The 24,917-nt window shown below is 32.0% G+C and carries 24 protein-coding genes, 2 pseudogenes and 1 riboswitch; of the genes and pseudogenes, 11 read left to right on the forward strand and 15 right to left on the reverse strand.

The features are described 5' to 3' along the window. Positions 1–38: 38 nt before the first annotated feature. A pseudogene (locus FQB35_RS14060) lies at positions 39–1,257 on the reverse strand (IS110 family RNA-guided transposase). Positions 1,258–1,545: 288 nt separating this feature from the next. Between FQB35_RS14060 and ribE the strand changes: the two are divergent. Genes ribE through ribH form a run of 3 tightly spaced genes read left to right on the forward strand, consistent with a single transcriptional unit; the run spans position 1,546 to position 3,892 of the window. Beyond that, positions 1,546–2,196 (forward strand): riboflavin synthase, encoded by a 651-nt coding sequence (ribE, locus tag FQB35_RS14065; protein ID WP_148810477.1) that lies wholly within the window; start codon positions 1,546–1,548, stop codon positions 2,194–2,196. 23 nt (positions 2,197–2,219) lie between these two features. Further along, a complete protein-coding gene (locus tag FQB35_RS14070; protein WP_148810478.1) occupies positions 2,220–3,428 on the forward strand; it encodes a bifunctional 3,4-dihydroxy-2-butanone-4-phosphate synthase/GTP cyclohydrolase II in 1,209 nt (402 codons plus the stop codon). A gap of 2 nt (positions 3,429–3,430) precedes the next feature. Next, the gene (ribH, locus tag FQB35_RS14075) at positions 3,431–3,892 is read left to right on the forward strand and encodes a 6,7-dimethyl-8-ribityllumazine synthase (RefSeq protein WP_148810479.1); all 462 of its coding nucleotides are present in this window, start codon (positions 3,431–3,433) and stop codon (positions 3,890–3,892) included. 24 nt (positions 3,893–3,916) lie between these two features. Here the strand turns inward: ribH and FQB35_RS14080 are convergent, their stop codons facing one another. The 3 genes from FQB35_RS14080 to FQB35_RS14090 form a co-directional block, all read right to left on the reverse strand. Further along, on the reverse strand, positions 3,917–4,225 hold the full coding sequence (locus FQB35_RS14080) for a metal-sensing transcriptional repressor (RefSeq protein ID WP_148810480.1): 309 nt from the start codon (positions 4,223–4,225) through the stop codon (positions 3,917–3,919). Between the two features lie 63 nt (positions 4,226–4,288). Further along, entirely contained in the window at positions 4,289–4,504 is a 216-nt protein-coding gene (locus FQB35_RS14085) for a heavy-metal-associated domain-containing protein (protein WP_148810481.1), read from the reverse strand. A 20-nt stretch (positions 4,505–4,524) separates the two neighbouring features. After that, positions 4,525–6,972 carry a heavy metal translocating P-type ATPase gene (locus tag FQB35_RS14090; protein WP_269902694.1) on the reverse strand — a complete coding sequence of 816 codons (2,448 nt, stop codon included), beginning with the start codon at positions 6,970–6,972 and terminating at the stop codon, positions 4,525–4,527. Positions 6,973–7,183: 211 nt separating this feature from the next. Between FQB35_RS14090 and FQB35_RS14095 the strand changes: the two genes are divergently transcribed. Beyond that, on the forward strand, positions 7,184–7,474 hold the full coding sequence (locus FQB35_RS14095) for a hypothetical protein (RefSeq protein ID WP_148810482.1): 291 nt from the start codon (positions 7,184–7,186) through the stop codon (positions 7,472–7,474). Positions 7,475–7,532: 58 nt separating this feature from the next. On the opposite strand, the gene FQB35_RS14100 is transcribed toward FQB35_RS14095, so the two are convergent. Continuing rightward, on the reverse strand, positions 7,533–8,036 hold the full coding sequence (locus FQB35_RS14100; protein WP_207707312.1) for a YhcN/YlaJ family sporulation lipoprotein: 504 nt from the start codon (positions 8,034–8,036) through the stop codon (positions 7,533–7,535). A 288-nt stretch (positions 8,037–8,324) separates the two neighbouring features. Here FQB35_RS14100 and FQB35_RS14105 point away from each other — a divergent pair. Both FQB35_RS14105 and FQB35_RS14110 read left to right on the forward strand, forming a co-directional pair. Next, positions 8,325–9,519 (forward strand): annotated as a pseudogene (locus FQB35_RS14105) (IS110 family RNA-guided transposase). A gap of 309 nt (positions 9,520–9,828) precedes the next feature. Next, a complete protein-coding gene (locus tag FQB35_RS14110) occupies positions 9,829–10,011 on the forward strand; it encodes a hypothetical protein (RefSeq protein WP_231701809.1) in 183 nt (60 codons plus the stop codon). 46 nt (positions 10,012–10,057) lie between these two features. On the opposite strand, the gene FQB35_RS14115 is transcribed toward FQB35_RS14110, so the two are convergent. From FQB35_RS14115 to FQB35_RS14130, 4 genes are all read right to left on the reverse strand, one after another. Beyond that, on the reverse strand, positions 10,058–10,234 hold the full coding sequence (locus tag FQB35_RS14115; protein ID WP_148810485.1) for an asparagine synthase: 177 nt from the start codon (positions 10,232–10,234) through the stop codon (positions 10,058–10,060). A gap of 114 nt (positions 10,235–10,348) precedes the next feature. Further along, entirely contained in the window at positions 10,349–11,542 is a 1,194-nt protein-coding gene (gene htrA, locus FQB35_RS14120; RefSeq protein ID WP_148810486.1) for a serine protease HtrA, read from the reverse strand. Positions 11,543–11,762: 220 nt separating this feature from the next. Further along, positions 11,763–13,184: a sensor histidine kinase gene (locus FQB35_RS14125; protein ID WP_148810487.1), complete on the reverse strand. Its 1,422-nt coding sequence runs from the start codon at positions 13,182–13,184 to the stop codon at positions 11,763–11,765. Further along, entirely contained in the window at positions 13,177–13,869 is a 693-nt protein-coding gene (locus FQB35_RS14130) for a response regulator transcription factor (protein WP_148810488.1), read from the reverse strand. Before FQB35_RS14130 ends, FQB35_RS14125 begins: the two co-directional genes overlap by 8 nt. Positions 13,870–14,014: 145 nt before the next feature. Between FQB35_RS14130 and FQB35_RS14135 the strand changes: the two genes are divergently transcribed. Next, positions 14,015–14,275 (forward strand): cysteine-rich small domain-containing protein, encoded by a 261-nt coding sequence (locus FQB35_RS14135; protein WP_148810489.1) that lies wholly within the window; start codon positions 14,015–14,017, stop codon positions 14,273–14,275. A 26-nt stretch (positions 14,276–14,301) separates the two neighbouring features. Here FQB35_RS14135 and FQB35_RS14140 read toward each other — a convergent pair whose 3' ends face one another. After that, positions 14,302–14,643 carry a hypothetical protein gene (locus FQB35_RS14140; RefSeq protein ID WP_148810490.1) on the reverse strand — a complete coding sequence of 114 codons (342 nt, stop codon included), beginning with the start codon at positions 14,641–14,643 and terminating at the stop codon, positions 14,302–14,304. A 98-nt stretch (positions 14,644–14,741) separates the two neighbouring features. Here FQB35_RS14140 and FQB35_RS14145 point away from each other — a divergent pair, with 98 nt between their 5' ends. Continuing rightward, positions 14,742–15,302: a ribonuclease H family protein gene (locus tag FQB35_RS14145; protein ID WP_148810491.1), complete on the forward strand. Its 561-nt coding sequence runs from the start codon at positions 14,742–14,744 to the stop codon at positions 15,300–15,302. A 26-nt stretch (positions 15,303–15,328) separates the two neighbouring features. On the opposite strand, the gene FQB35_RS14150 is transcribed toward FQB35_RS14145, so the two are convergent. Next, positions 15,329–15,514: a cold-inducible protein YdjO-related protein gene (locus FQB35_RS14150; RefSeq protein WP_148810492.1), complete on the reverse strand. Its 186-nt coding sequence runs from the start codon at positions 15,512–15,514 to the stop codon at positions 15,329–15,331. 294 nt (positions 15,515–15,808) lie between these two features. Between FQB35_RS14150 and FQB35_RS14155 the strand changes: the two genes are divergently transcribed. Beyond that, on the forward strand, positions 15,809–15,979 hold the full coding sequence (locus FQB35_RS14155; protein ID WP_148810493.1) for an aspartyl-phosphate phosphatase Spo0E family protein: 171 nt from the start codon (positions 15,809–15,811) through the stop codon (positions 15,977–15,979). 23 nt (positions 15,980–16,002) lie between these two features. Here FQB35_RS14155 and FQB35_RS14160 read toward each other — a convergent pair whose 3' ends face one another. The 3 genes from FQB35_RS14160 to FQB35_RS14170 form a co-directional block, all read right to left on the reverse strand. Beyond that, positions 16,003–17,112: a M20/M25/M40 family metallo-hydrolase gene (locus FQB35_RS14160; RefSeq protein ID WP_148810494.1), complete on the reverse strand. Its 1,110-nt coding sequence runs from the start codon at positions 17,110–17,112 to the stop codon at positions 16,003–16,005. Between the two features lie 58 nt (positions 17,113–17,170). Further along, complete coding sequence (locus FQB35_RS14165) at positions 17,171–18,715, reverse strand: AbgT family transporter (protein WP_231701810.1); 1,545 nt, start codon at positions 18,713–18,715, stop codon at positions 17,171–17,173. A gap of 533 nt (positions 18,716–19,248) precedes the next feature. Continuing rightward, the gene (locus FQB35_RS14170; protein ID WP_148810495.1) at positions 19,249–20,346 is read right to left on the reverse strand and encodes a YibE/F family protein; all 1,098 of its coding nucleotides are present in this window, start codon (positions 20,344–20,346) and stop codon (positions 19,249–19,251) included. A 200-nt stretch (positions 20,347–20,546) separates the two neighbouring features. Then, positions 20,547–20,744: riboswitch (cobalamin riboswitch) on the forward strand. A gap of 160 nt (positions 20,745–20,904) precedes the next feature. On the opposite strand from FQB35_RS14170, the gene FQB35_RS14175 reads away from it, so the two are divergent. Together FQB35_RS14175 and FQB35_RS14180 are read left to right on the forward strand one after the other, a co-directional pair. Then, positions 20,905–22,137 carry an aspartate-alanine antiporter-like transporter gene (locus tag FQB35_RS14175; protein ID WP_148810496.1) on the forward strand — a complete coding sequence of 411 codons (1,233 nt, stop codon included), beginning with the start codon at positions 20,905–20,907 and terminating at the stop codon, positions 22,135–22,137. 16 nt (positions 22,138–22,153) lie between these two features. Continuing rightward, entirely contained in the window at positions 22,154–23,680 is a 1,527-nt protein-coding gene (locus tag FQB35_RS14180) for an acetyl-CoA hydrolase/transferase family protein (RefSeq protein WP_231701811.1), read from the forward strand. Between the two features lie 41 nt (positions 23,681–23,721). On the opposite strand, the gene FQB35_RS14185 is transcribed toward FQB35_RS14180, so the two are convergent. Next, the gene (locus tag FQB35_RS14185) at positions 23,722–24,759 is read right to left on the reverse strand and encodes a dipeptidase (protein ID WP_148810498.1); all 1,038 of its coding nucleotides are present in this window, start codon (positions 24,757–24,759) and stop codon (positions 23,722–23,724) included. Positions 24,760–24,917 lie beyond the last annotated feature (158 nt).

Raw genomic sequence — 24,917 nt, forward strand, 5'->3', positions numbered from 1 at the left:
GAGGCAAGTATAAGTAAAAATATGGGAAATAATATCAATTACTCGTTATTAGGTAGTCTCACCTCATAAGGACAATTATTTTTTAAAATAGCATGAATTGTGTAGCAAAGTTTACGAGCGACAGCTCCAATAGCCGTTAGGTGATGTTTTCCTTCTGAACGTTTCTTCTGGTAAAAAGCTTTAAAAACAGGGTCACAGTTAGAGGTAACTAAAGCAGCACTAAAGAGAGCCTTTCTAAGATAGGGCGATCCACGTTTACTCATTTTGTTATTTGTACTTTGATATTCACCAGATTGTGAAACAGAAGCATCAATTCCAGCATAAGCAACAAGCTTTGAAGGGTTTGAAAATCTTGAGATATCACCTATTTCGCCAAGTATAGTTGCAGCTGTTACGTTGCCAATACCAGGTATTGTAGTAATAGGAGAATTGATTTTATCAAGTAAAGTGTTTATTTGCTTTTCTATATCTTTGACCTGACTTTCAATAAAGTTAATCTGCTCAATTAATAGTTTTTAATTGAAGAGCAAAAGCTATCTAAACAAAAAGCTTATACCAAAAAGAATTTTTTTTAGCTACACGAGAAAGTTGTTTGATTTTTATTAGTAGCAAATTTTTTTCATAGTGATTTCAGATAAAAACTTTGTCTAACTTTTTCAGATGAAATATTTTTCGAAATCACTTGGAGAGCTGAAATGAAGCAAAAATTTCCTTTGATGTTTGTCCAAAAAAATATCAGAAAAAGATAGATTGATATTCAGGAAAAAAACTTGGTCTAAGACACAAATGGTTTTTACGTTTAAGGTCACCTATAGAACTGATGAGATAGTTTCTAAAGCGAGAAAGGTTGCGAAGTGATATGGTATTTTTCATCGGCTAAGGAAGTTTCCAGAAAAATCACCATAACGAATAAGATCTGCAATTAAAAACAGAATCAATGATATCTGTTTTTACGCTTTCTGATTTCAATACCTTTTACGCCAACCATCAGTTTGGATAGGGTTTACAACATGAATGACAAAAACTTTTTCCACAAGAAATGAGTAAATGGATAACCAATAGTGACCAGTAGCTTCCATACCTATTTCAACATCATTAACAGATCTAATGAAATTGTTTAACTTAGTAATTAAGCTTTCACCACCATTTGTAGTATTTGAAAAGGAAAAAGCCTTAAAAAAATAATTTTTTTCCTTTTTCATTTATTAGCGAAGCTACATGATTGTTTTTTCCAATATCAATACCTAAATAAAACATTTCCATCACCACTATAAATTTATTTTAGATAGTTCCTCTAATCTGATAAACGTTACCGCCTTGTTGCATATTCGAAGTACTAAACTTATTAGTCAACATCCAACTTATTCGTAATCTGTTTATCAGACAGAGGTGTCAGTCTTTCAAGTACGAGGTCTTACCTCAAGGAGACTACGACATCACTCTATCTAATATTTTGATTATACTCTTTTTTGTATAATCTTTCAGCTAATAAAGGATTATAGGTTGCCTTTATTAACCTAAATATAGTATACAAGGAGGCCTAATGTGTTTACTGGACTTGTAGAAGAAATAGGAGTTGTTCAATCCATATTAAAAGGAACAAATTCAGCAAAAATCGTGATTAACGCAAAAAAAGTATTAGAAGGTATTAAACTTGGGGATAGTGTTGCTACAAATGGTGTATGCCTTACAGTAACAGATTTTACTAATAATAGTTTCTCTGTAGATGTAATGGCCGAAACAATACGCAGAACAAATTTGAAAAGCTTAGTTCCTAGCAGCAAAGTAAATCTTGAGAGAGCCTTAAGATTAGGAGATCGCTTAGGAGGCCATTTAGTAAGCGGTCATGTTGATGGAATAGGTATTATCAAAAATTTTCAAAAGGAAGATAATGCAGTTTGGGTATCTATTTCTGCACCAAGTAATGTTTTAAAATATATCATCCACAAGGGTTCTATTGCCATTGACGGAGTTAGTTTAACTGTCGCCTATGTGGACAATCAACTTTTTAAAGTATCTATTATTCCTCACACGAAGGATATGACCACACTACTACAAAAAGATGTTGGAGATGAAGTAAATCTTGAGTGTGATATGATCGGAAAATATATCGAAAGGTTTTTATCATTTAAAGAACCTTCAAAACCTAAAAGTAATATTGATATGAACTTTTTAAGCGAGCATGGATTTTTATAGATTATTTGAATGAGGTGATCAAAATGTGTAAATTTAACACCATTGAAGAAGCTATTGAAGATATTAAAAATGGAAAAATCATTGTAGTTGTAGATGATGAAGACCGAGAAAACGAAGGAGATTTACTGATGGCTGCAGAGAAGGTAACCCCTGATGCCATAAACTTTATGGCTAAATATGGACGGGGTTTAATCTGTATGCCGATCATTGGCGAAAGGTTACGTGAACTTGATATGCCTCAAATGGTTACAAGAAATACTGACAACCATCAAACAGCTTTTACTGTATCTATTGATGCTATAGATACAACTACAGGAATTTCTGCTTATGAAAGATCCCATACCATACAAAAAGTATTAGATAAAACTTCAAAGCCAGAGGATTTTAAAAAACCTGGACATATATTTCCCTTAGAAGCAAAGATTGGCGGTGTATTAAAAAGAGCAGGACACACTGAAGCTGCAATAGATTTAGCAAGGCTTGCAGGACTTTATCCTGCTGGTGTTATATGCGAAATAATGAATGAAGATGGCTCAATGGCAAGAATACCTCAATTGATGGAATATGTAAAAAAACACAATTTAAAAATCATTACTATTGCAGATTTAATAGAATACAGAAGAAAAAATGAACTTCTTGTACAAAAGGTAACAGAAGCAAATATGCCTACAAAGTATGGAGATTTTAAAATCGTAGGCTATGAAAACAAATTAAATGGTGAACACCATGTTGCATTAGTCAAAGGAAATGTAGCAGGAAAAGAACCAGTTTTAGTACGTGTTCATTCTGAATGTTTAACGGGTGATGCCTTTGGATCCCTTCGTTGTGATTGTGGACAACAGTATGCTGCTGCAATGAGACACATAGAAGAAGAAGGAAAAGGTGTACTTTTATACATGCGTCAAGAAGGAAGAGGAATCGGGCTTATGAATAAACTAAAAGCTTATGCCCTTCAAGATCAAGGAATGGATACAGTAGAAGCTAATTTGGCCCTTGGTTTTCCTGAAGATATGAGAGATTATGGTATAGGTGCACAAATCTTATCTGATCTTGGCATAAAAAAAATCAGACTTATGACCAATAATCCAAGAAAACTTTCTGGTCTATCTGGTTATGGCCTTGAAATTGTCGAAAGAGTGCCTATTCAAATAGATTACAATGAAAATAATGAATTTTATCTAAAAACAAAACAAAAAAAATTAGGACATATGCTAAAATACGAGGAGGAATAAACATGAAAATCTATGAAGGAAAATTAATTGCACAAGGTTTAAAATTTGGTATTATTGTAGGAAGATTTAACGAGTTTATCGGTGGAAAACTATTATCTGGTGCACTAGATGCCCTAAAAAGACATGGTGTAGATGAAGAAAATATTGAAATCATTTGGGTTCCAGGTGCGTTTGAAATGCCATTGGTAGCAAAGAAATTAGCAAAATCTAAAAAATATGATGGCGTAATCTGTCTAGGTGCTGTAATAAGGGGAGCTACTTCTCATTTTGATTATGTATCTAGTGAGGTTTCTAAAGGTATAGCAAACGTATCTTTAGAAACAGAAGTTCCTGTTATATTTGGTGTCCTTACAACAGATACCATTGAACAAGCAATCGAGAGAGCTGGAACAAAAGCAGGAAATAAAGGCTATGAAGCAGCTGTAACAGCTATTGAGATGGCCAATCTATTAAAAGAAATTTAAACAAAAGGCGGAATTTCCGCCTTTTTATTTTATCATCCTATCAATTGTCTTTAATATTTCATCAACCACTTCTTCATCACCAGATTGAATTCTATCTACAATACAAGTACGCATATGACTTTCTAGTAATAATCTGCTAACGCCTTTCATTGCTGATTGTACAGCTGCTATTTGAATGAGTATATCATTGCAATAAACACCCTTTTCAATCATACCCTTAATACCTCTTACTTGTCCTTCTATTCTATTAAGTCTGTTAATTAATGCGTTATTCACTTTTTCTGATCTATTCACTTTATTTTCTTTACAACAAGGTTGTTCACATTTATCCATTTTTTCCTCCCTTTGTATTATAAAAAAAGCCTTAGAGAATCATCAACCTAAGGCTCTTTCCATTTATATACTTTTTATTTCTACCACATCATATCCTGCTTCTTCAACTGCTTCTTTCAAAATAGAATCAGAAACATCCTGACTTAATTCTACCACAGCATTTTTTCCTTGTAAATCTATGGTCACTGTCTTTATCCCACTAATTTCTTCTATGGCATTTTTCACATGATTTACACAATTCATACAACTCATACCTTCAATCTTTATAATTTTTTTCATTCTATATTCCTCCTAACATTTTATGGTCTAAACCCCTTTAATCTTAGGGCATTAGTAAGAACTGATACAGAGCTTAAAGACATAGCAGCTGCTGCAAACATTGGGTTTAACTTAGGTCCTCCAAACGCATAAAACAATCCTGCTGCTAATGGTATTCCTAAAGCATTGTAAAAAAATGCCCAAAATAGATTTTGTTTAATATTCCGAATGGTACTTTTACTTAGTTTAATAGCCGTAGCCACATCCATTAAATCATTCTTCATCAGTACAATATCTGCTGATTCTATTGCTACATCTGTTCCTGAGCCTATCGCAATACCCATATCTGATTGTGCTAAGGCTGGTGCATCGTTAATACCATCACCTACCATTGCTACCATCTTGCCTGCTTCTTGCAATTTCTTTACTTCATTTGCTTTATCCTCTGGAAGTACTTCTGCATAAACTTTATCAATTCCAACTTCTTTTGCAATTGCTTCTGCAGTCCTTTTGTTATCTCCCGTAATCATAGCTACTTCAATACCCATATGATGAAGTTTTCTTATAGCTTCTTTGCTGCTTTTCTTTACAACATCTGCTACAGCAATAATCCCTGCTAGTTCATCATCTATGGCAATATACATAGGCGTTTTTCCTTCAGCTGCTAGTTTTTTTGATACTTCTTCTAGTTCAGATAAATCTATATTTTTCTCTTTCATTAGTTTATCATTTCCTAATAATACTGTTTTATTCTCTAATGCTGCTTGGATGCCATGACCTGTAATAGCTTGAAAATGGTCTACTTTTATAGTTTCAATTCCTTCTTTTTCTGCACGTCTAACAATTGCTTCTCCTAAAGGATGCTCTGACCCTTTTTCTGCTGAAGCTGCTATTTGAAGGATTTTCTTTTTATCAAACATACCTGTGGTTACAATATCTGTTACCTCAGGCCTTCCTTCTGTAATTGTTCCAGTTTTATCAAATACAATAGTTTGAATCTTATGAGCTTTCTCTAAAGTCTCTCCACCTTTTATTAAAACGCCATATTCTGCCCCTTTTCCTGTACCAACCATAATTGCCGTTGGTGTAGCCAGCCCTAGGGCACATGGACATGCTATAACCATAACCGCAATAAAAATCGTTAAAGCAAAGACAGGAGTTTCACCACTTATATACCAAGCTAAAGAAGATAAAACAGCAATTAGGAAAACCACTGGAACGAAATAGGATGAAACCACATCTGCCATTTTGGCAATAGGTGCTTTTGACCCTTGGGCTTCTTCAACCAATTTTATAATCTGAGCAAGAGCTGTATCACTTCCTACCTTTGTTGCTTTAAATTTAATAAATCCCTGTTTATTCATACTTCCGCCTACTACCTTATCTCCTATTTTTTTCTCTACAGGAAGACTTTCTCCTGTTAGCATTGACTCATCAACAAAAGTATAGCCCTCTACAACTTCTCCATCTACTGGTATTTTTGTACCTGGTTTTACAACAATCATATCTCCAACTTCTACTTCTTCTATTGGTATTTCTATCTCCTGATCTCCTTGCAGAATAATAGCTGTTTTTGGAGCTAAACCCATTAACTTCTTTATAGCTTCAGATGTTTTTCCTTTGCTCACTGCTTCTAAATATTTTCCTAACAAGATTAATGTAATAATCACACCTGCAGATTCAAAATATAGATCATGGGCATACATTATATATCCAGTAGAAATTTTATAGGCTGCGTATAATCCATACAAAACAGCTGCTCCTGTACCCATTGCCACTAATGAATCCATATTTGGACTTTTTCTAAATATAGCACTAAATCCTACGGTATAAAACTTCCTTCCTGCAAACAATATAGGAATTACAAGTGCAATTTGAATCATCGCAAAATTTAATGGATTTTTTATAGGATCTATAATTTTGGGTAATCCAAGCCCTATCATAGGTCCCATAGCAATATAAAGAAGTGGTACTGCAAATATTGCTGACAAAATGAATTTTTTCTTCAATGCCTTTATTTCTTTTTCTTTTCTCTCCCTATCATGATCCTTATCTTTGATTTTCTCAATTTCTAAAGGCATATATCCTGCCTTTTTTACAGCTCCTTTTATTTCTGAAATTCTCACCTTTTCAGGATTATATACTACTGTAGCTTTATTAGTAGCTATATTTACATTTACAGATTTTATTCCTTCTAACTTGTTGATAGCCCGATCAACTGCTCTTGCACAAGAGGCTCAGGTCATCCCTTGTATGGGGATTGTTATTTCCTTTGTATGTTCTTCTTTTACTGCATATCCTGCTTTTTTTACAGCCTCTTTTATATCCTCTAATGTTACTTTTGTTTCATCATATACGAAGGACATTTTTTCTGTCGCAAAATTTACATCTGCCTCTGTAACACCATCTAATTTTTTAACAGCTCGATCAATTGCCTTTGCACAAGCTGCACAACTCATTCCATCTATTTTCAGTGTTTGGCGTTTCATTGCACCCCTCCTTTTTATATACCCCCCTAGGGTATTGGTTATTTATAATATATATGTTTTTTAATTTCTTGTCAAGTGCATCTAATTATAGTTTTTCCCCTATTTTTTATCTTATCCTCATCTTCTTTTAGTGTGTCACAATCTTTCTATTATGCATATGCTATAACTGAGAGAACAAAATACTCTAAAATGATTTTAAGGGGGAAATGTAATGCCTATGCACGATGATTGTATGAAAGATTATGGAAAAGATTATGAAGAATATCCTATGTATCCGCAAATGCCTATGATGGGAGGCATGCCTATGATGGGATGCGGTATGCCTTATCCACAAATGCCTATGATGGGCGGTATGCCTATGCCTTGTCCACAAATGCCTATGATGGGTGATTATGACAAGGAAGATTTATGTTACATGGAACATATGAACGAATACATGGCTTATATTTGTAAAGCAGAAGCATGTAAAATGCGTGCAATGCAGTGCATGCATAAAAGATAAACAAAAAAACAAAATAGGGACGGTTCTTTGTCACGCTTTTGAGAACCGTCTTCTTATTTTAGAATAAATCTTCTATTCTATTAATTAAATCTCTTATAGGCTTTCCTCTTCTTATATCTTCTTTATAATCTCTTAATCTTTCTACTTTATTTGGATCTGAAGTAACATAAACTCTTACTATATTTGGCATTTTTTCTCTAATTTTGCTTGCAACACTAGTTTGCAATGCTTTCATGTTTATATTAGTTCTTGTATTAGCTTTGATCCCTACATAAGCAGTATTATTATCTACAATAATCACTGCATCCCTTACGCCTGGTATTCTTTCAACTTCTCTTTCGAGTGTTAAATTTATTCCTAAGTTGTTTGGAATATTATCATATGTTAAGTCATTGTCTCCATATCTATCAGGAATGGTATCATTATCATATACACTATTCATTCGATCATAACGATTTGTTTCAGGAACAGGTCTTCTAGCAGGAGTACATCCTATTGCTAGGAAAGATGCAAAAATCAAAACAATAGCAATGATCGAAACTTGCTTGATTCCTTTTCTCAAATTCATTCTCCTTGTATACTATATTTAGGTTAATAAAGGCAACCTATAATCCTTTATTAGCTGAAAGATTATACAAAAAAGAGTATAATCAAAATATTAGATAGAGTGATGTCGTAGTCTCCTTGAGGTAAGACCTCGTACTTGAAAGACTGACACCTCTGTCTGATAAACAGATTACGAATAAGTTGGATGTTGACTAATAAGTTTAGTACTTCGAATATGCAACAAGGCGGTAACGTTTATCAGATTAGAGGAACTATCTAAAATAAATTTATAGTGGTGATGGAAATGTTTTATTTAGGTATTGATATTGGAAAAAACAATCATGTAGCTTCGCTAATAAATGAAAAAAAGGAAAAAAATTATTTTTAAGGCTTTTTCCTTTTCAAATACTACAAATGGTGGTGAAAGCTTAATTACTAAGTTAAACAATTTCATTAGATCTGTTAATGATGTTGAAATAGGTATGGAAGCTACTGGTCACTATTGGTTATCCATTTACTCATTTCTTGTGGAAAAAGGTTTTGTCATTCATGTTGTAAACCCTATCCAAACTGATGGTTGGCGTAAAGGTATTGAAATCAGAAAGCGTAAAACAGATATCATTGATTCTGTTTTAATTGCAGATCTTATTCGTTATGGTGATTTTCTGGAAACTTCCTTAGCCGATGAAAATACCATATCACTTCGCAACCTTTCTCGCTTTAGAAACTATCTCATCAGTTCTATAGGTGACCTTAAACGTAAAACCATTTGTGTCTTAGACCAAGTTTTTCCTGAATATCAATCTATCTTTTCTGATATTTTTGGACAAACATCAAAGGAAATTTTGCTTCATTTCAGCTCTCCAAGTGATTTCGAAAATATTTCATCTGAAAAGTTAGACAAAGTTTTATCTGAAATCACTATGAAAAAATTTGCTACTAATAAAATCAAACAACTTTCTCGTGTAGCTAAAAATTCTTTTGGTATAAGCTTTTGTTTAGATAGCTTTGCTCTTCAATTAAAACTATTAATTGAGCAGATTAACTTTATTGAAAGTCAGGTCAAAGATATAGAAAAGCAAATAAACACTTTACTTGATAAAATCAATTCTCCTATTACTACAATACCTGGTATTGGCAACGTAACAGCTGCAACTATACTTGGCGAAATAGGTGATATCTCAAGATTTTCAAACCCTTCAAAGCTTGTTGCTTATGCTGGAATTGATGCTTCTGTTTCACAATCTGGTGAATATCAAAGTACAAATAACAAAATGAGTAAACGTGGATCGCCCTATCTTAGAAAGGCTCTCTTTAGTGCTGCTTTAGTTACCTCTAACTGTGACCCTGTTTTTAAAGCTTTTTACCAGAAGAAACGTTCAGAAGGAAAACATCACCTAACGGCTATTGGAGCTGTCGCTCGTAAACTTTGCTACACAATTCATGCTATTTTAAAAAATAATTGTCCTTATGAGGTGAGACTACCTAATAACGAGTAATTGATATTATTTCCCATATTTTTACTTATACTTGCCTCACGCAGGTCTTTTTGTCATGCATTTTTATTCACCAATTTAATTAAAATTTTTTCTTTTTTACTATTGACTTTTTATAGTTGGTCTTTCTATTTTTATTCATTTTACATTATTATTTTCTGTCGTTTTTAAACTTTATATTGATTGAAAGTTTATGTATATTTTGCATTATTTCTCATTTTTATTGTCACACTTTTTTTGTTTTTCCATATTATAATATATAGGTAAATAATATCGATAATTTTAAAAAATAAGTAAATGGAGGTATCATATATGAGTGAAGAAAAAAAAGGGTTTTTAGGAGATAATTCCACATTATTGTTTTTTCTCCTACTGCTTATAATCTTATTTGGCGGAGATTTTTTCTGTGATGGATTAGGAGACGATACCTCATTATTATTGTTCTTTCTTTTACTTATTGTCTTATTTAACAACAGCGGACTTTTTAACTTTTAGTAATTTATAAATTGAAAAAGCAAGGGCTTCCCCTTGCCAAACTCCTTTATCGATGATGATTGTGTTGTACCATATCTACCGTTCCAAGAAAAACATGTGCTAACCCAAATCCTACAATTCCGGCAGCAATCATTGGAGCAACATCTCTTTTTTTCATAATTGCCCCTGTAATGGTAACAGCAGAACCTAAAGCAGTTGGTATCAATCCTTCTCGAACCTTCATGAAAAATCCCTCCTTGTTTTTTTGGAGTTCATTATTAGCTTGCTTTACTTTTATACCTTTTATCCATACCAAAACCTATCAAATCTGGCAAAATAAAAATTAGCATTCTAATTTTTATTTTTTTGGTATTTTTTCTAATTTTATTTTTAAAGATTTTTCCTCTCCATCTCTTATAATCTTAACGGTAACAGTATCTCCTGGCCTATATCTATATAGGGTTCTTACCAATTGACTCATATTAGTAATCTCTTTATCATCCATTCCTATAATAATATCTGCACTGTGTAAACCTCCACGAGATGCAGGAGAATTTTTTGATACCTCTGCTACATATACACCTTTATCCGCAGACAAATCTGTTCCCATGTATCTTTCAAATACAGCTAAGTCTACACCCTTAATACCCATATATACTTTTCTAAATTCTCCTTTTTCAATAAACTGATCTACAATAGGTTTAGCAATATTAATAGGAATTGCAAATCCTAATCCTTCTCCTGATTGGATTTTAGCTGTATTAATACCAATAACTTCACCCTTTGCATTTAATAGTGGCCCTCCACTATTTCCTGGATTTATAGAAGCATCTGTTTGAATTAAATTTTCAATAGTTTCATGACTATTTATACTTACACTTCTATTTAATCCACTAATAATACCTGATGTAACCGTCTTTTCAAACTCCATTCCTAAAGGATTTCCTATAGCAACAGCAACCTCTCCAACTTGTAGTTTATCTGAATCTCCCAAATCTGCTGGTTTCACCTTTACCCCATCAACTTTAATGACTGCTAAATCCAAAGCAGGATCACTCCAAAGAATTTTTGCAGCCTTCTTTTTGCCATCATCAAACAATACGTTTACCTCTTCTACGTTTCCATTGTTTACTACATGAGCGTTTGTTAATATATATCCTCTTTCATCTACTACAACACCTGTTCCCAATCCCTTTGTTGTTCTTGTTCCAAAGAAAAAGTCTCTCTCAATGCTTTTAGTTGTGATACCTACAACAGATGGAATAGCTTTTTTAGCAACAGCAGATATCAAAAACTCTGTATTTTGAGGTTCTACATTGATTATTTGTTTTACATCCGGACCAAAATAATTTTTAGGATAAGGTATAAGTTTTCCAAATACATAAACAGGCATTACATAACTAGAAATAACACCCCCAATTAATGCAGAAACCAAAATAACAACCATAAGAATAATACTTTTTTTCTTTTTAGGCTTCTTTTTTTCTTCTACATAATAAAATGTAGGTACATCTATAATCTCTTGTCTTGGTTCTTTATTTTCATAATCCATATAAATCACCTCTCCTTTTTCTGTTGATAACTTTATTTTAAGAAAAGGTTATGAACAAAATATGAACAAATTGTGAACAATAAAATTTATTTTTTATTAAATATAAACAACATCAATGTTACAAAAAAGAAATATAAAAAGATAAGTGAATGGCTTTGATAACTTTTGTTTTTTCAAAAGTTATCTGGAATGAACGTTCTTTTTATTTTTCTTCTTAAAATTATTTATCTATAGAAGGAGATAGTGAAAAAATAAAGGTTGTCCCCACTCCTAATTCGCTCTCTACTTTTATCTCTTCTTTATGTCTTTCAATTATTTTTTTTACAATATAAAGACCTAAACCTGTTCCATTTTTATTTCTATCCCTTGATTTATCAGCCTTATAAAATCTATCCCATATAAATGGCTGTTCTTCTTTTGATATCCCAATTCCATTATCTTTAATTTTTACCCATACTTTATTATGCTTATATTCACTAGTTATTTGAAGCTTTCCTTTCTCCTTCATAAATTTCATAGCATTTTCTAAAATATTTATCAGTACCTGCTCATACGCATCCTTATCAGCCCACACAAGCATTTCATCCTGTGTTAAGTTAAGCTCTACCTTAACACCCTTTTTTTCAATTTCTTCTTCATATTTTATTAATGTTCTTATTATCAACTCATTTATCCCAAACTTTTGAGGGTATATTGGATACTTATCTGACTCCATTTTCTGCAAATCCAACAAATTAGATATCAATTGGGTAAGCCTCTTTGTTTCTCTTAAAATAATATTTAAGTACTTATCTTTATCTTTTTCCTCTACCGTACCATCTACCATTCCTTGGACAAACCCTTTTATAAGGGTCAATGGAGATCTCAATTCATGAGCAACAGCAGCTATAAAACTTCTTCTATTTTCTTCTATTTTTTCTAGTTTATCTGCCATATCATTAAAAGTTTTTATAACTTTTTCAATTTCATCCTCTGAATCGGTATATGTTTTCACCCTTTGGCTAAAATCACCAGCTGCTATTTTCTGAGCTACTTTTCCCATTTCCTTTATAGGGGCAGCTAGCTTCTTTGAAACTAAATACAGAATCATAAAAGAAATAATAAAAGAAATTGCCATAGATGTCCAAATAATCCGATGCACTTCTTTAATTGCTTTTGTAATTTCATATAAAGGTGCATGCATTATAATAGCATTATCTACACGTCCATTTATAAATATGGGCATTCCTACTGTAACAATAGGTGTTTTTCCTACCTCTTCATAAATTCCCTTTTTTACAATGATTTGCCCATCTAACACTCGCAATATATCCTTTGTTGTAATCTGCTTTCCAATCCATTTCTTTTCTTCACTTGAAACACCATAAATAATTCCTCTTTGATCTATGATCCAAATTCTTGTATTCAAAAACCTCTCTACTGACTGCAGCTCCAAATTCAATCTCTCTCTACTAATATAACCATTTAAATAGTCAATCACTAATGTGTTTATTTTATCTCCTTCTTCTAATAATTGGCGTTCATATTTGTCAAAATAATAATTAGTAAATAATTGTGAAAAAAGCAACCCTAAAATAAGAAATGTAACAACAATAATAATAAAATAAGTACTTAATAACTTCTTAAAAACTGTATTAAACATCTTTATTCACCTCAAACTTATACCCCACCCCCCAAACAGTCTTAATCCTATATTTATCTTTCACTCCTTCTAGCTTCTCTCTTAAACGCTTAATATGTACATCAATCGTTCGAGAATCTCCCTCAAAATCAAAGCCCCAAATATTTTCAATTAATTGTTCTCTTGTAAAAACCCTATTTTGATTTTTCACAAGAAAATACAAAAGCTCCATCTCCTTTGGTGGTAACTCAAAGGTTTTGTCTTCTATTTTAACAATATAAAGATCCATATCAATCAAAAGATTTGGCAGTACTATCTGTCTAGTAGGTAATGTCTGCTGGCTTGTCCTTCTTAGAACCGCTTCAATTCTTGCAAGTAACTCTCTTGGCTCAAAAGGCTTTACAACATAATCATCTGCACCGATTTTTAATCCTAAAACCTTATCAAAAGTATCTCCTTTTGCAGTAAGCATAATAATAGGTACATTGCTAATTTTCTTTAACTCTCTACAAACATCCCAACCATCCATCTTTGGCAGCATAATATCAAGAACTACAAGATCTGGCATCTCCTCTTTAAAAGCTTCTATTGCACTTAATCCATCATATACACTAAGCACCTTATATCCTTCTTTTTTTAAATAAAGCTTAATCAATTCACAAATATCTGTATCATCATCTACAACAAGAATTTTTCTCTCTATCACGTCTCTCCCTCCTATTCATAAAGTAACTTTGGAATGAACGTTCTTTTTATATTTCTTTTTTGAAAAATATTCTTCATATGTTACACTTATAAGTATAGTATAAAATAAATTCCCATTCATAAAAAATCCATAAGGAGATGATTCTATGAGCGAAAATTATAAATTTAACCAAAATCGTAAATGTGAATATTTTCCCTGTCATAACGTAAAGGATGAAGAAAATTTTAACTGTCTATTCTGTTTTTGTCCATTGTACATGTTAAAAGATAAGTGTGGCGGAAACTTTACCTATGTCAATAACATTAAAGATTGCAGCAAATGCACGATTCCTCACAGCAAAGGAGCATATGAATATATTATGTCAAAAATGGACGAAGTAATTCGTATAGGTAGTGAAAGAGAATAAAAAACAGGTAGTGTAAAATCTACCTGCTATTCTTCTCTTTCTTCTAGAATATATTCATCTAATATTTCCATAATCTCATCCATACATACATCATAACTTTCTAAGTCAAAGTGATATACCCATTCCTCATAGTCAGGAGTAACGATGATGGTAGCATTTGTAATATGATCTAAGTTTTCTGTATTCACAACAATCATCTTTTCATGTTTTGGCATTGTATAAAATTTTTCAATCACAACATATCCAAAGCCTATGTCATCTTCTATTTCATGATATTCATGATGTATCAAATCTCCATCTACATCTCTCATCAATAATTCTAAAACTTCTTTTGGTTTTATAGATAGAGATACAATTCTGATACACATCTCTTAAACCTCCCTAACCTCTTTATTTTATCTATATTCAACAAAACAAAATAATTGCAATAAAATTTGATATAATATTTAAAAAAGGAGGGAATCATTTGAAGATCATTAATATATATACAGATGGTGCTTGTTCTGGTAATCAAAATGAAAGCAATGTTGGAGGATGGGGTGCTATTCTAGAATATAAAGAACATAAAAAAACATTGTATGGAGGAGAAGAAAATACTACAAACAACCGCATGGAAATGAAAGCCTTATTAGAAGCCCTGAAATCTCTTAAAAAAAATAATCTTATCCTTAACGTATTTTCGGATAGTTCCTATCTTATAGAATGTTTTACAAAAAAATGGTATATAAAGTGGCAGCAAAACGGCTGGATAACTTCTAGTAAAAAACCTGTAGAAAATAAAGAACTATGGGAAGCTTTGCTTGAGCAAGTTTCTAGACAAAAAGAAATTCATTTTTATCGGGTAAAGGGACATTTAAATTTAAACAAAAAAACTGAAATAGATAAATGGTATGAAAAATTTAAAAGCTGGAATGGAAATCATTTTTCATTAGAAGATTTTATATACATAACAAAAATGAATATAGAAGCAGATGCCTTAGCAAATAAAGGTATTGACCAAATACGTGAAAAGACCTTAGAATCATAACGTAGCTACTGCGTATGCAGTAGCTATCATACTAAAACCTTTACTTCTTTTGAACCAGATAGCATATTACTTGAACAAAATGGGCATGTAGGATTTTCTGAAACACTAAATTCTTTCTGCATCCACCCAATACAGTTTGGACACTGCCACACCTGTACCTCCTTAAATTCGTAAGTTTTTTCTTCTCTTTGTACATCTTTTTTGAAAAACATCCTATTCCTCTCCTTCATTTTTTATAGAAAGATGCATTTATTATGCCCATAAATCTAATAAATGAACTCAGGAAAAAATTACCGTTATATCTTCCTCAAAATCTAAGTATAAATGTTTAAACCCTATAAATAATCATCATCTATCATAATAAAATAATTTACGAAGAATATTTACAAAATTCTAAATATGTAGTATCATAGATATAGTAGATTATTGATAAATTTGTTTGATTATGTACTATATTTAGTGATAAGTAGCTTTTTACATAATTTAAAGGGGAAGAGATGGGGAATATGGGAGAATCAAAAGAAATAAGAAAAAAAATAGAAAATCTAAGAAAATATTTGTATGACCTAATCGAACAAAATAAAAATCTTTTTGCCGCAGAAGTAGTGAGAGTAAGCCAAGAATTAGATAAAGTATTAAATGAATATAATTCTATAATAAAAAAACAGATAGCCTAAGGGCTATCTCTTTTTTACATAATCTATACGGTTTTAATGATTTCTAACACAAGTTTTGCACTATTTACTAAGTCTTCTATTTTTAAATGTTCTTCTAAAGTATGTGGCTTTTTCTCTCCAATTCCTAAATTTACAGCTTTGATACCATTTTCATTAAGTATATTTGTATCACTACCCCCACCAGATGCCTGGGTAAAAGGCTTTAATCCAATGTTCTCACAAGCTTTTCTTACAGTATTTACAATTTCATCATTTTCATCAATCATAAAAGCACTATACATTCTCTCTGTATGAATTTCAACTTCTGCTCCAAATTCTTCAGCTGCCTTTTTTAAGCATTCAACCATGTGAGATGTTTGTCTATCTAATTTTTCATTGTTTAAACTTCTTGCCTCTGCTTTTATTTCTACTTCTGGGCAAACGATATTAGTCACTTTGCCCCCTTGAATAACACCAATATTTGCTGTTGTTTCTTCATCAATTCTAAGCAGATTCATATTGCTTATTGCCTTTGCAGCCACTTGTATAGCACTAATTCCTTCTTCTGGGCATACACCTGCATGTGCTGGCTTACCTATAATTTTTGCATTGATTTTGTCTTGTGCAGGCCCTTTTACAATAATTTGTCCTGGGTCTCCACCACTATCCAATACAAAAGCACGTTTTGATTCAATTTTTTTATAATCTAAATTTTTAGCACCAAACAATCCACCTTCTTCATAGATGCTAAATACAACTTCTATTAGCCCATGTTCTATATTATTTTCTTTTAATGCTTTTAACGCCTCTAAAACAGCAGCAATTCCTGCTTTGTTGTCTCCTCCAAGTACTGTTGTACCATCGCTATAGATTACACCATCTTTAATTACTGGCTTAATTCCTACTCCAGGACTTACAGTATCCATATGACAGCTAAATAAAACTGGCTCACTATCTTTTGTTCCTTTTAACTTCGCAATAACATTACCTGTATCTGAACCTACTTTTTCTCCAGCATCATCTATATGTACTTCTAATCCAATATTTTTCAGTTCTTCTGCAATAAATTTAGCAAACTTCCCTTCACTTTTTGTAGGACTGTCTATTTGTACATACTTTAAAAATTCATTTACAACTCTTTCTTGATTAATCATTTTTTTACCTCCTATATGGAAATATTTTATAAAGAAAGGCACCAAAGGTGCCTTTTTATTACATAGGTAAATGAATAAATGCTTCTGGTCCAATTGGTAATCCTAATAAGTACCAACCTATCATTAATGCTGTCCATCCTAATAAGAATGCTATAGAATATGGAAGCATCGTAGATATTAAAGTACCAATTCCTGTATCTTTGTCATATTTTTGTGCAAATACTACAATTACAGCAAAATATGACATAAGCGGTGAAATGATGTTTGTACAAGAGTCACCTATACGATATGCTAACTGTGTAAATTCTGGAGTAAATCCTAATTGATACATCATTGGTATAAATACTGGTGCCATAATCCCCCATTTAGCAGATGCTGATCCAATAAATAGGTTAATAAATCCAGCAACAATAATAAATGCAATTATTAATGGTAATCCTGTAAATCCAATAGCCTTTAAGAAGTTTGCACCACTTACAGCTAAAATAATTCCTAAATTAGTATAAGAGAAGTATTTTATAAACTGAGCAGCAAAGAAACATAATACTAGATATCCTCCCATTGTTCCCATAGCTGTACTCATAGCTTTTATTACATCTTTATCATTTTTAATTGTTCCTGATACAATTCCATAAACTAAACCTGGCACTAAGAAGAATAACATAATTGTTGGAACTAATCCATGATATATGAATTGTTTTAATTGTCCATCTGCTTTTAATGCTGCATTTTCAGGTAATGTCAACAATAACATAACTGCACCGAAAACAAGTAATGAAATCCCTGCAGCAATTAAACCTTTTCTTTCTTTTTGTGTAACTTCCATTGAGTCATCTGCATAGCCGCCTTTATATTCACCTAATCTTGGCTCAACTATTTTTTCAGTTACCCATGTGCCTAAAAGAGTAATTAAGAATGTAGATACAAACATAAAGTAATAGTTAGAAGTTGGTAAGATTGTTAAATCAATACCACCTGCAGATAAAGCTTCATTTGTAATCCCTGTTAATAATGGATCTAGAGTTCCTAGTAAAAGATTCGCTGAGAATCCACCTGATACCCCTGCAAAAGCAGCTGCCATACCAGCTAATGGATGACGTTTAAAGCTTAAGAAAACAATAGCCCCTAGTGGAACTAATACAACGTATCCTGCATCTGATGCTATATTTGACATAACCCCTGCAAATACAACAACAGCAGTAATTAATTTTTTAGGTGTACTTAATACTAATTTCTTTAATGCAGTATTAATAAGTCCTGTTCCTTCAGCAACTCCTACTCCAAGCATAGCAACTAAAACTGTCCCTAATGGATGGAATCCAGTAAAATTCTCAGTTGCTGTATTGATCATATACCTTAATCCATCAGCATTTAATAGTGAAACTGCTTCAACCATTTTTTCTGTTTTGTACTTTGCATCATAAAAATTGACTGCTAAGCCTGCACGAGAAGCAATTTCCGAAACAATCATTACGGCAACTGACAATAAAATAAATATGGTAACTGGATGAGGCAATTTATTACCCACTGCTTCAACTCCGTTAAGGAATTTGTTAAATAAACCATTTTTTTGTTGTTTAGAAGTTTTTGAAATACTTGCCAATATAATTCCTCCTTTTTCTAATTTTTTACAACATAAACTATTCTGACAACTTAGGATGTTATAGCCTCAATTGTATAATAATAAATATAATTGCATAAATATTTCGCTATATTTTTAAGGAAAACGCTATCACATCCCTATACACAACATAAATGATATCACACTCTAAGGCATTTATGTTTTAAGTTTTCGTAATGTATACAGTATTGAATATTTATAACATTTCAAACTCATGAATCATTCTATATTGTTATTTTTTTCATTTAAGTCTAGAAGTTCCCATACACTTTCTTTCAGAATATTATAAATATATAACCTACTTGCTGCTTATAAGGAGGAAAAATTATGCTACAATATAGCTCAAGAGATTCTCTCTTATTTTTCTTTTTATTGATAATTCTTATCTTAAAAGATACCCCATATTGCAGCGAACACCCTACAACTTTTCTTTTGTTTTTCCTTAACTTAGTTGTTCTATGCAATATATTTTATCTATAGTTTCAAAAAAGCTGGGAAACCCCAGCTTTATAATTTTATTTTTCATTTTTTTTCATTAAAAGACTTGCAACGAATGCTGTTAATGGAATTGTTAGTACTAAACCGATACTTCCTGCTAAAGAACGAATAACTTCAGTAGCAATAATATCTAAATTTAATATTTTCACAATAGAGGTTTCATAAGCCATAAATAGAAGTAGAAGCGGTATTGAACTTCCTGTATAAGCAAGAATTAAGGTATTTGTCATAGTTCCCATAACATCCTTTCCTACGTTCATTCCTGCCGAAAATAATTCTTTTCTTGTAAGTGTTTTATTGGCATTATGTATTTCCTCCATTGCAGAAGAAATAGACATACCTATATCCATGACTGCACCTAATGCACCCATAATAATTCCAGAAAATAAGAGACTTTTAAAATCAAAAACAATCCCTTGAGGAATATCCATAAGCATAATGGCTTCTTCACTACTAAGTCCTGTTAATTTTACCTGACTTCCAATATAATAAGCAACAAGTCCCGCAATCAACACTCCACCGCTTGTCCCAATAATTGCTGCAATAGTCTTACTGTTAAATCCTCCAATAAAAAACATAGTAATAACCGTTATGCTTATAGAAATTGCGATGGTGAGTGGGATAGGGTTGACTCCCTTTAAAATCATAGGTAAAAGAATTTTTAAAATAGCAACCATTGTAAGTGTAAGAGTTATTACTGCTTTTATCCCCTTTGTTCTTCCAATCACCACAATTAATAATATAAATAATATAGATAAATAAATAATATAATGCTGGCGCATATATTCAGTTATAAATACATCAACATTTCCATCTTCATTCTCTTCAATATTAACAATAACCTTATCTCCTTTTTTTACAGCTATAGCAAATCCATAATTGTCAGCTATGTTGTTTTCTATTTCAAATACTTTTCCTTTATATTTCCCGCTAGTAACCTCTAATTTTACAAGCTGGTATTTTTCTGTAAATCCTTCATATTCTTGCCCAATCTTTGTTTCACTTGCATCTAAAACTACTGCCGTTTCTGTATAAAATGGATTTTCCTCTTCTGCGTAAACATTAAAAGATACAATAAGAATAAATAAACCTATTAATAAAAAATATTTTTTCATGCTTTCCCTCCAATCTATTAATTTACGGTTTATAGTATATCACTATTTAAATCTATTGAAAATCAATAGTCTTAATTAATACACAGCTATATTGATATATTATGAAATTTTTTGCACATGCTTCATCAAATATTTTATAATTTAGATTATTTCCATATGAATTGACATAAACCTTTTTGTTTAATACAATTTGTGTGAAAACATAATATATGCATTATGGTGTTGTTAAGCTAAAAGCTTACAACTTAAAAGGGAAGCTCGGTGAAAATCCGACACGGTCCCGCCACTGTAACGAGGAGTACATCTATCTTAATGCCACTGTTTTATAAAACAAACGGGAAGGTGATAGGTATACAATGAGTCGAAGTCAGGAGACCTGCCATAATGAATAATGCCGTTAAACTTACGAGGATAAGGAGGTGTTAATAGATTAGCTAAAGACTACTATATTTAGCTTGATTCTTATTGGCATAAAGCATCTCTTTTCACTTGAAAAAGATGCTTATTTTGATTTTTGTATCCGTTTAAAATACAAGCTTAATAATAAGGAGGCCAAAAATGACTTTTAATGCTACGCATTTTATAACAAATCATTTTGTACTAATCTTTTTTTCTGTTGTAACAGGTTTGCTAGTCGGAAAAATTGAGTTTGGAAAATTTAAATTAGGTACTTCCGGGACCTTGTTTACAGGTCTTATTATGGGATGGTATATCTATAAAAAATACGCTTTTCCTTATGAGAATTTAGAAAATATACCTACTTACGCCACTAAAATCTTAAAATACGGCCTTGTTCCAAATGATCTTTTTATATTTAATCTTATATTATTTGTTGCAGCTGTAGGTCTTTTAGCTTCTAAAGATCTTGGTAAAGTATTAAAAAAATACGGATTAAAGTTTGTATTTCTAGGTTTTATTATTACATTCACAGGAGCAGCCATTTGCTATCTTATGTCCATACTAAATGAAGGTCAAAATCCATACGCTATTTCAGGAGTTTACACAGGTGCCTTAACAAGTTCACCAGGTTTAGCAGCTGCTTTAGAAACTGTTTCTTCCTATGGCAATAATGCAGAAAGTATGGTTGGCTTTGGATATGCAATCGCTTATGTTCCTGGTGTTTTTATTGTAATTCTTTTCATGCAATTTCTTCCATATATTTTCAAAATGGATATAGAAACAGAAAAAGCTCTGTTTTTAAAAGAAATGAACTTCTCTGAAGGCCAATCAAAAGAAACAGAAGAAAAATTTGATACGATCGCCTTCGTATTCGCATGTCTTACAGGTTTTTTCCTAGGAAAGATAAAAATTTATTTAGGTCCTACAATAAAATATTTTAGTCTCGGTTCTACTGGTGGTGTTCTTGTATCATCCCTTCTGTTAGGTTATGCAGGTAAAATAGGCCCTATGAACTTCAGAATGAGTAGTAGGATTTTAAATGCTATACAGGAAATATCCCTTTCATTCTTTCTATCTATGGTAGGGTTAAAGTACGGATATACAACGATTCATTCTGCAACTGGCTCTGGAGCTTATTTAATCTACATATCTTTTCTGTGTGGACTTACTGCATTATTCGTAGGCTTTATCATTGGAAGATATGTATTTAAAATCAATTGGATCATGCTTTCAGGAGCCCTTTGCGGTGGTATGACATCTACTCCAGGATTAGGAGCTGCCATAGAAGCTACAAAAAGTAATAATGTTGCTGCTGGATATGGAGCTACTTATCCATTTGCTCTTCTAGGTATGATTCTATTCACTATATTGCTATATCGAATACCCGTATAAGCATTACTCATAATAAATGATTCAAGGAGGAAATAAAATGTTAGAAAATAGAATTAGAAACAAAACACTACAGAATAAAATCATGTCAGCTGATGAAGCAGCCCTGTTAATCAAAGACGGAATGAATGTAGGTACTAGTGGATTCACCCCATCTGGATATCCAAAAGCTGTTCCTTTAGCATTAGCCAAAAGAGTAGAAACAACAGGAGAAAAGATAAAAATAGGACTATTCACTGGCGCTTCTGTTGGTGATGAATTAGACGGTTCTCTTTCACGATCAAAGATTATTAGAAAAAGACTTCCCTATCAAACAAATGAAAGTTTGCGAAAATATATAAACGATGGGGAGTGTGAATATCTTGATATGCATCTTAGCCATGTTCCTCAGTATGCTCAATATGGCTTTTTAGGGAAATTAGATCTAGCCATCATTGAAGCTGTTGGCATAACAGAAGAAGGAGGTATTATTCCATCAACTTCAATCGGATGTTCTCCTACATTTATAAAAATAGCAGAAAAAGTAATCGTTGAAATTAATACAAGTCAGCCATTAGAATTAGAAGGAATGGCAGATATTTATATTCCAAATGATCCTCCTCACAGAAAACCTATACCAATTACAAAAGTAAATGACAAAATTGGTACACCATATATTCCTTGTGATGTAAACAAAATAGCTGCGATCGTTGTAACAGACATAAAAGATAATGTAAGACCCCTTGCACCTATAGATGATATTTCTAAAACCATATCAGGCCATTTGATAGACTTTTTAGAACATGAAGTAAAGGTTGGAAGGCTCCCAAAAACTTTATTTCCTCTACAATCAGGTGTTGGAAGTGTTGCAAATGCAGTTTTAGGTGGTTTATTAGAATCAAGTTTTGAAAACCTTTTATGCTATACAGAAGTCATTCAAGATTCTATGCTTGATCTTTTAGATTCTGGAAAAGCTTTGTTTGCATCTGGAACTTCCATTACCCCTTCTGAAGAAGGACTTATTCGTTTTAAAGAAAATATTAATTTTTATAAAGATAAAATTATTCTAAGACCGCAAGAGATTAGCAATCATCCTGAAATCATCCGAAGATTGGGTATTATCGCCATAAACACAGCCATTGAAGCTGATATCTATGGTAATATCAACTCTACCAATATAATGGGTACACGTATGATGAATGGTATAGGGGGGTCAGGAGATTTCACTAGAAATGCATATATCTCCATATTCACCACTCCATCAACTGCCAAAAACGGAGATATCTCTTCTATAGTCCCTATGGTTGCACATCATGATCATACTGAACATGATGTGATGGTACTCATTACAGAACAGGGAGTAGCTGATTTAAGAGGATTAAGTCCAAAAGAAAGGGCTAAACTTATTATAAATAATTGTGCACACCCTACTTATCAGCCTATGTTAAAAGATTACTTTGAACGAGCACAAAAAAGTAAATTTAAACATACACCCCATATGCTAAGTGAAGCACTATCATGGCATGATCAATTCATAAAAAATGGAACCATGAAAAGACTTCCTTAATACATAGAAAAAGTAGGCAACCAATTAGTTGCCTGCTTTTTCTACAATACCGCCCTATAAACTCTTAAAAAATTTTCTCCAAAAATCATATTTATATCCTCTTCTTTATAGCCTCTTTTTATTAATTCTTTTGTAATTTCCTTTATCTCTTTATGACCTTTTAATATATCATAAGATTCTCTCTTAGAGTTAACTATCTTTGGTAGCTCATACTTCCTCAATTCATCACAAAAATCAAACCCAAATCCTACATGTTTGATTCCAACTAAGTTTACAATGTAATCAATATGATCAACCAAAGCTTTTGTATTTGCCATATTATCATTATCCGCAACAAATTTATTTGCAATATTTATTCCTATAACGCCGTTCTTTAATGCAATAGCTTTAATCTGTTCATCTGTAAGATTCCTCATGACAGGTACTAGCTTTCTACAATTAGAATGAGAAGCAATAATAGTTTTTTTTGAAACCTCTAATACATCCCAAAAACCTTCATCATTTAAGTGACTCACATCTATAAACATTCCTAAATCCTCTGCCATTTCTATAAGCTCTACACCAAAGGATGTAAGTCCTCCCTTTTTTCCTTCTTTCACCATATTAAAATGACATCCATCTGCTGCATAATTCCTTCTGCTCCAAGTAAGTCCTACTATTCTTACACCTAATTCATAAAAAATTCTCAAAAGGTTCAAATCATTATAAAGTGGTTCAATTCCTTCAAAAGATAATAAAATTCCTAGCTTATCTTCTTTAATTGCTACTTCTATTTCTTTATAATTTCTACAAAGCATAATCTTATCTCTTGATTCATCAACTTCTTCATACAAAGCACTTATTTGATCGAGTGCCCTTCTTAAAGCCATTTCGGGTATGAATATTTCATCTATATACAAGGAGGATACAACGATATTTACACCTCCTTCTTTAAATCCAGGTAAATAATCTGTCTCAATCACTTTACTGCGTCCTAATTGTCTTTGTCTTACTACATCATATAAAAGGTCAAAATGAGCATCCACAATAGGAAAATCTTTGTGGATTCTGTTTATCGCTTCATCCATATTACGAATCATAAAAATCCCCTTTCCCCTTATAATTCTACTCCCTTCATTATATAAAAAAACTTCCTTTGATACTATTTAATGCTGTAAACAAAATAAAATTTATGAATAAAAAATAAAAGCGAATAATCTCAAAGTTTTAGCAAAGAAAACTTGATGAATAATTTGAA

This window comes from Crassaminicella thermophila (assembly GCF_008152325.1).
Lineage (GTDB): Bacteria > Bacillota > Clostridia > Peptostreptococcales > Thermotaleaceae > Crassaminicella_A > Crassaminicella_A thermophila.

Bases quoted from the DNA above. Each gene is read 5' to 3' on its own strand.
- FQB35_RS14070 (WP_148810478.1), top strand. From the start codon at position 2,220: ATGTGTAAATTTAACACCATTGAAGAAGCTATTGAAGATATTAAAAAT.
- ribH (WP_148810479.1), top strand. From the start codon at position 3,431: ATGAAAATCTATGAAGGAAAATTAATTGCACAAGGTTTAAAATTTGGT.
- FQB35_RS14080 (WP_148810480.1), bottom strand. From the start codon at position 4,225: ATGGATAAATGTGAACAACCTTGTTGTAAAGAAAATAAAGTGAATAGA.
- FQB35_RS14085 (WP_148810481.1), bottom strand. From the start codon at position 4,504: ATGAAAAAAATTATAAAGATTGAAGGTATGAGTTGTATGAATTGTGTA.
- FQB35_RS14095 (WP_148810482.1), top strand. From the start codon at position 7,184: ATGCCTATGCACGATGATTGTATGAAAGATTATGGAAAAGATTATGAA.
- FQB35_RS14110 (WP_231701809.1), top strand. From the start codon at position 9,829: ATGAGTGAAGAAAAAAAAGGGTTTTTAGGAGATAATTCCACATTATTG.
- FQB35_RS14115 (WP_148810485.1), bottom strand. From the start codon at position 10,234: ATGAAGGTTCGAGAAGGATTGATACCAACTGCTTTAGGTTCTGCTGTT.
- htrA (WP_148810486.1), bottom strand. From the start codon at position 11,542: ATGGATTATGAAAATAAAGAACCAAGACAAGAGATTATAGATGTACCT.
- FQB35_RS14125 (WP_148810487.1), bottom strand. From the start codon at position 13,184: ATGTTTAATACAGTTTTTAAGAAGTTATTAAGTACTTATTTTATTATT.
- FQB35_RS14135 (WP_148810489.1), top strand. From the start codon at position 14,015: ATGAGCGAAAATTATAAATTTAACCAAAATCGTAAATGTGAATATTTT.
- FQB35_RS14140 (WP_148810490.1), bottom strand. From the start codon at position 14,643: ATGTGTATCAGAATTGTATCTCTATCTATAAAACCAAAAGAAGTTTTA.
- FQB35_RS14150 (WP_148810492.1), bottom strand. From the start codon at position 15,514: ATGTTTTTCAAAAAAGATGTACAAAGAGAAGAAAAAACTTACGAATTT.
- FQB35_RS14155 (WP_148810493.1), top strand. From the start codon at position 15,809: ATGGGAGAATCAAAAGAAATAAGAAAAAAAATAGAAAATCTAAGAAAA.
- FQB35_RS14160 (WP_148810494.1), bottom strand. From the start codon at position 17,112: ATGATTAATCAAGAAAGAGTTGTAAATGAATTTTTAAAGTATGTACAA.
- FQB35_RS14170 (WP_148810495.1), bottom strand. From the start codon at position 20,346: ATGAAAAAATATTTTTTATTAATAGGTTTATTTATTCTTATTGTATCT.
- FQB35_RS14175 (WP_148810496.1), top strand. From the start codon at position 20,905: ATGACTTTTAATGCTACGCATTTTATAACAAATCATTTTGTACTAATC.
- FQB35_RS14180 (WP_231701811.1), top strand. From the start codon at position 22,154: ATGATTCAAGGAGGAAATAAAATGTTAGAAAATAGAATTAGAAACAAA.
- FQB35_RS14185 (WP_148810498.1), bottom strand. From the start codon at position 24,759: ATGATTCGTAATATGGATGAAGCGATAAACAGAATCCACAAAGATTTT.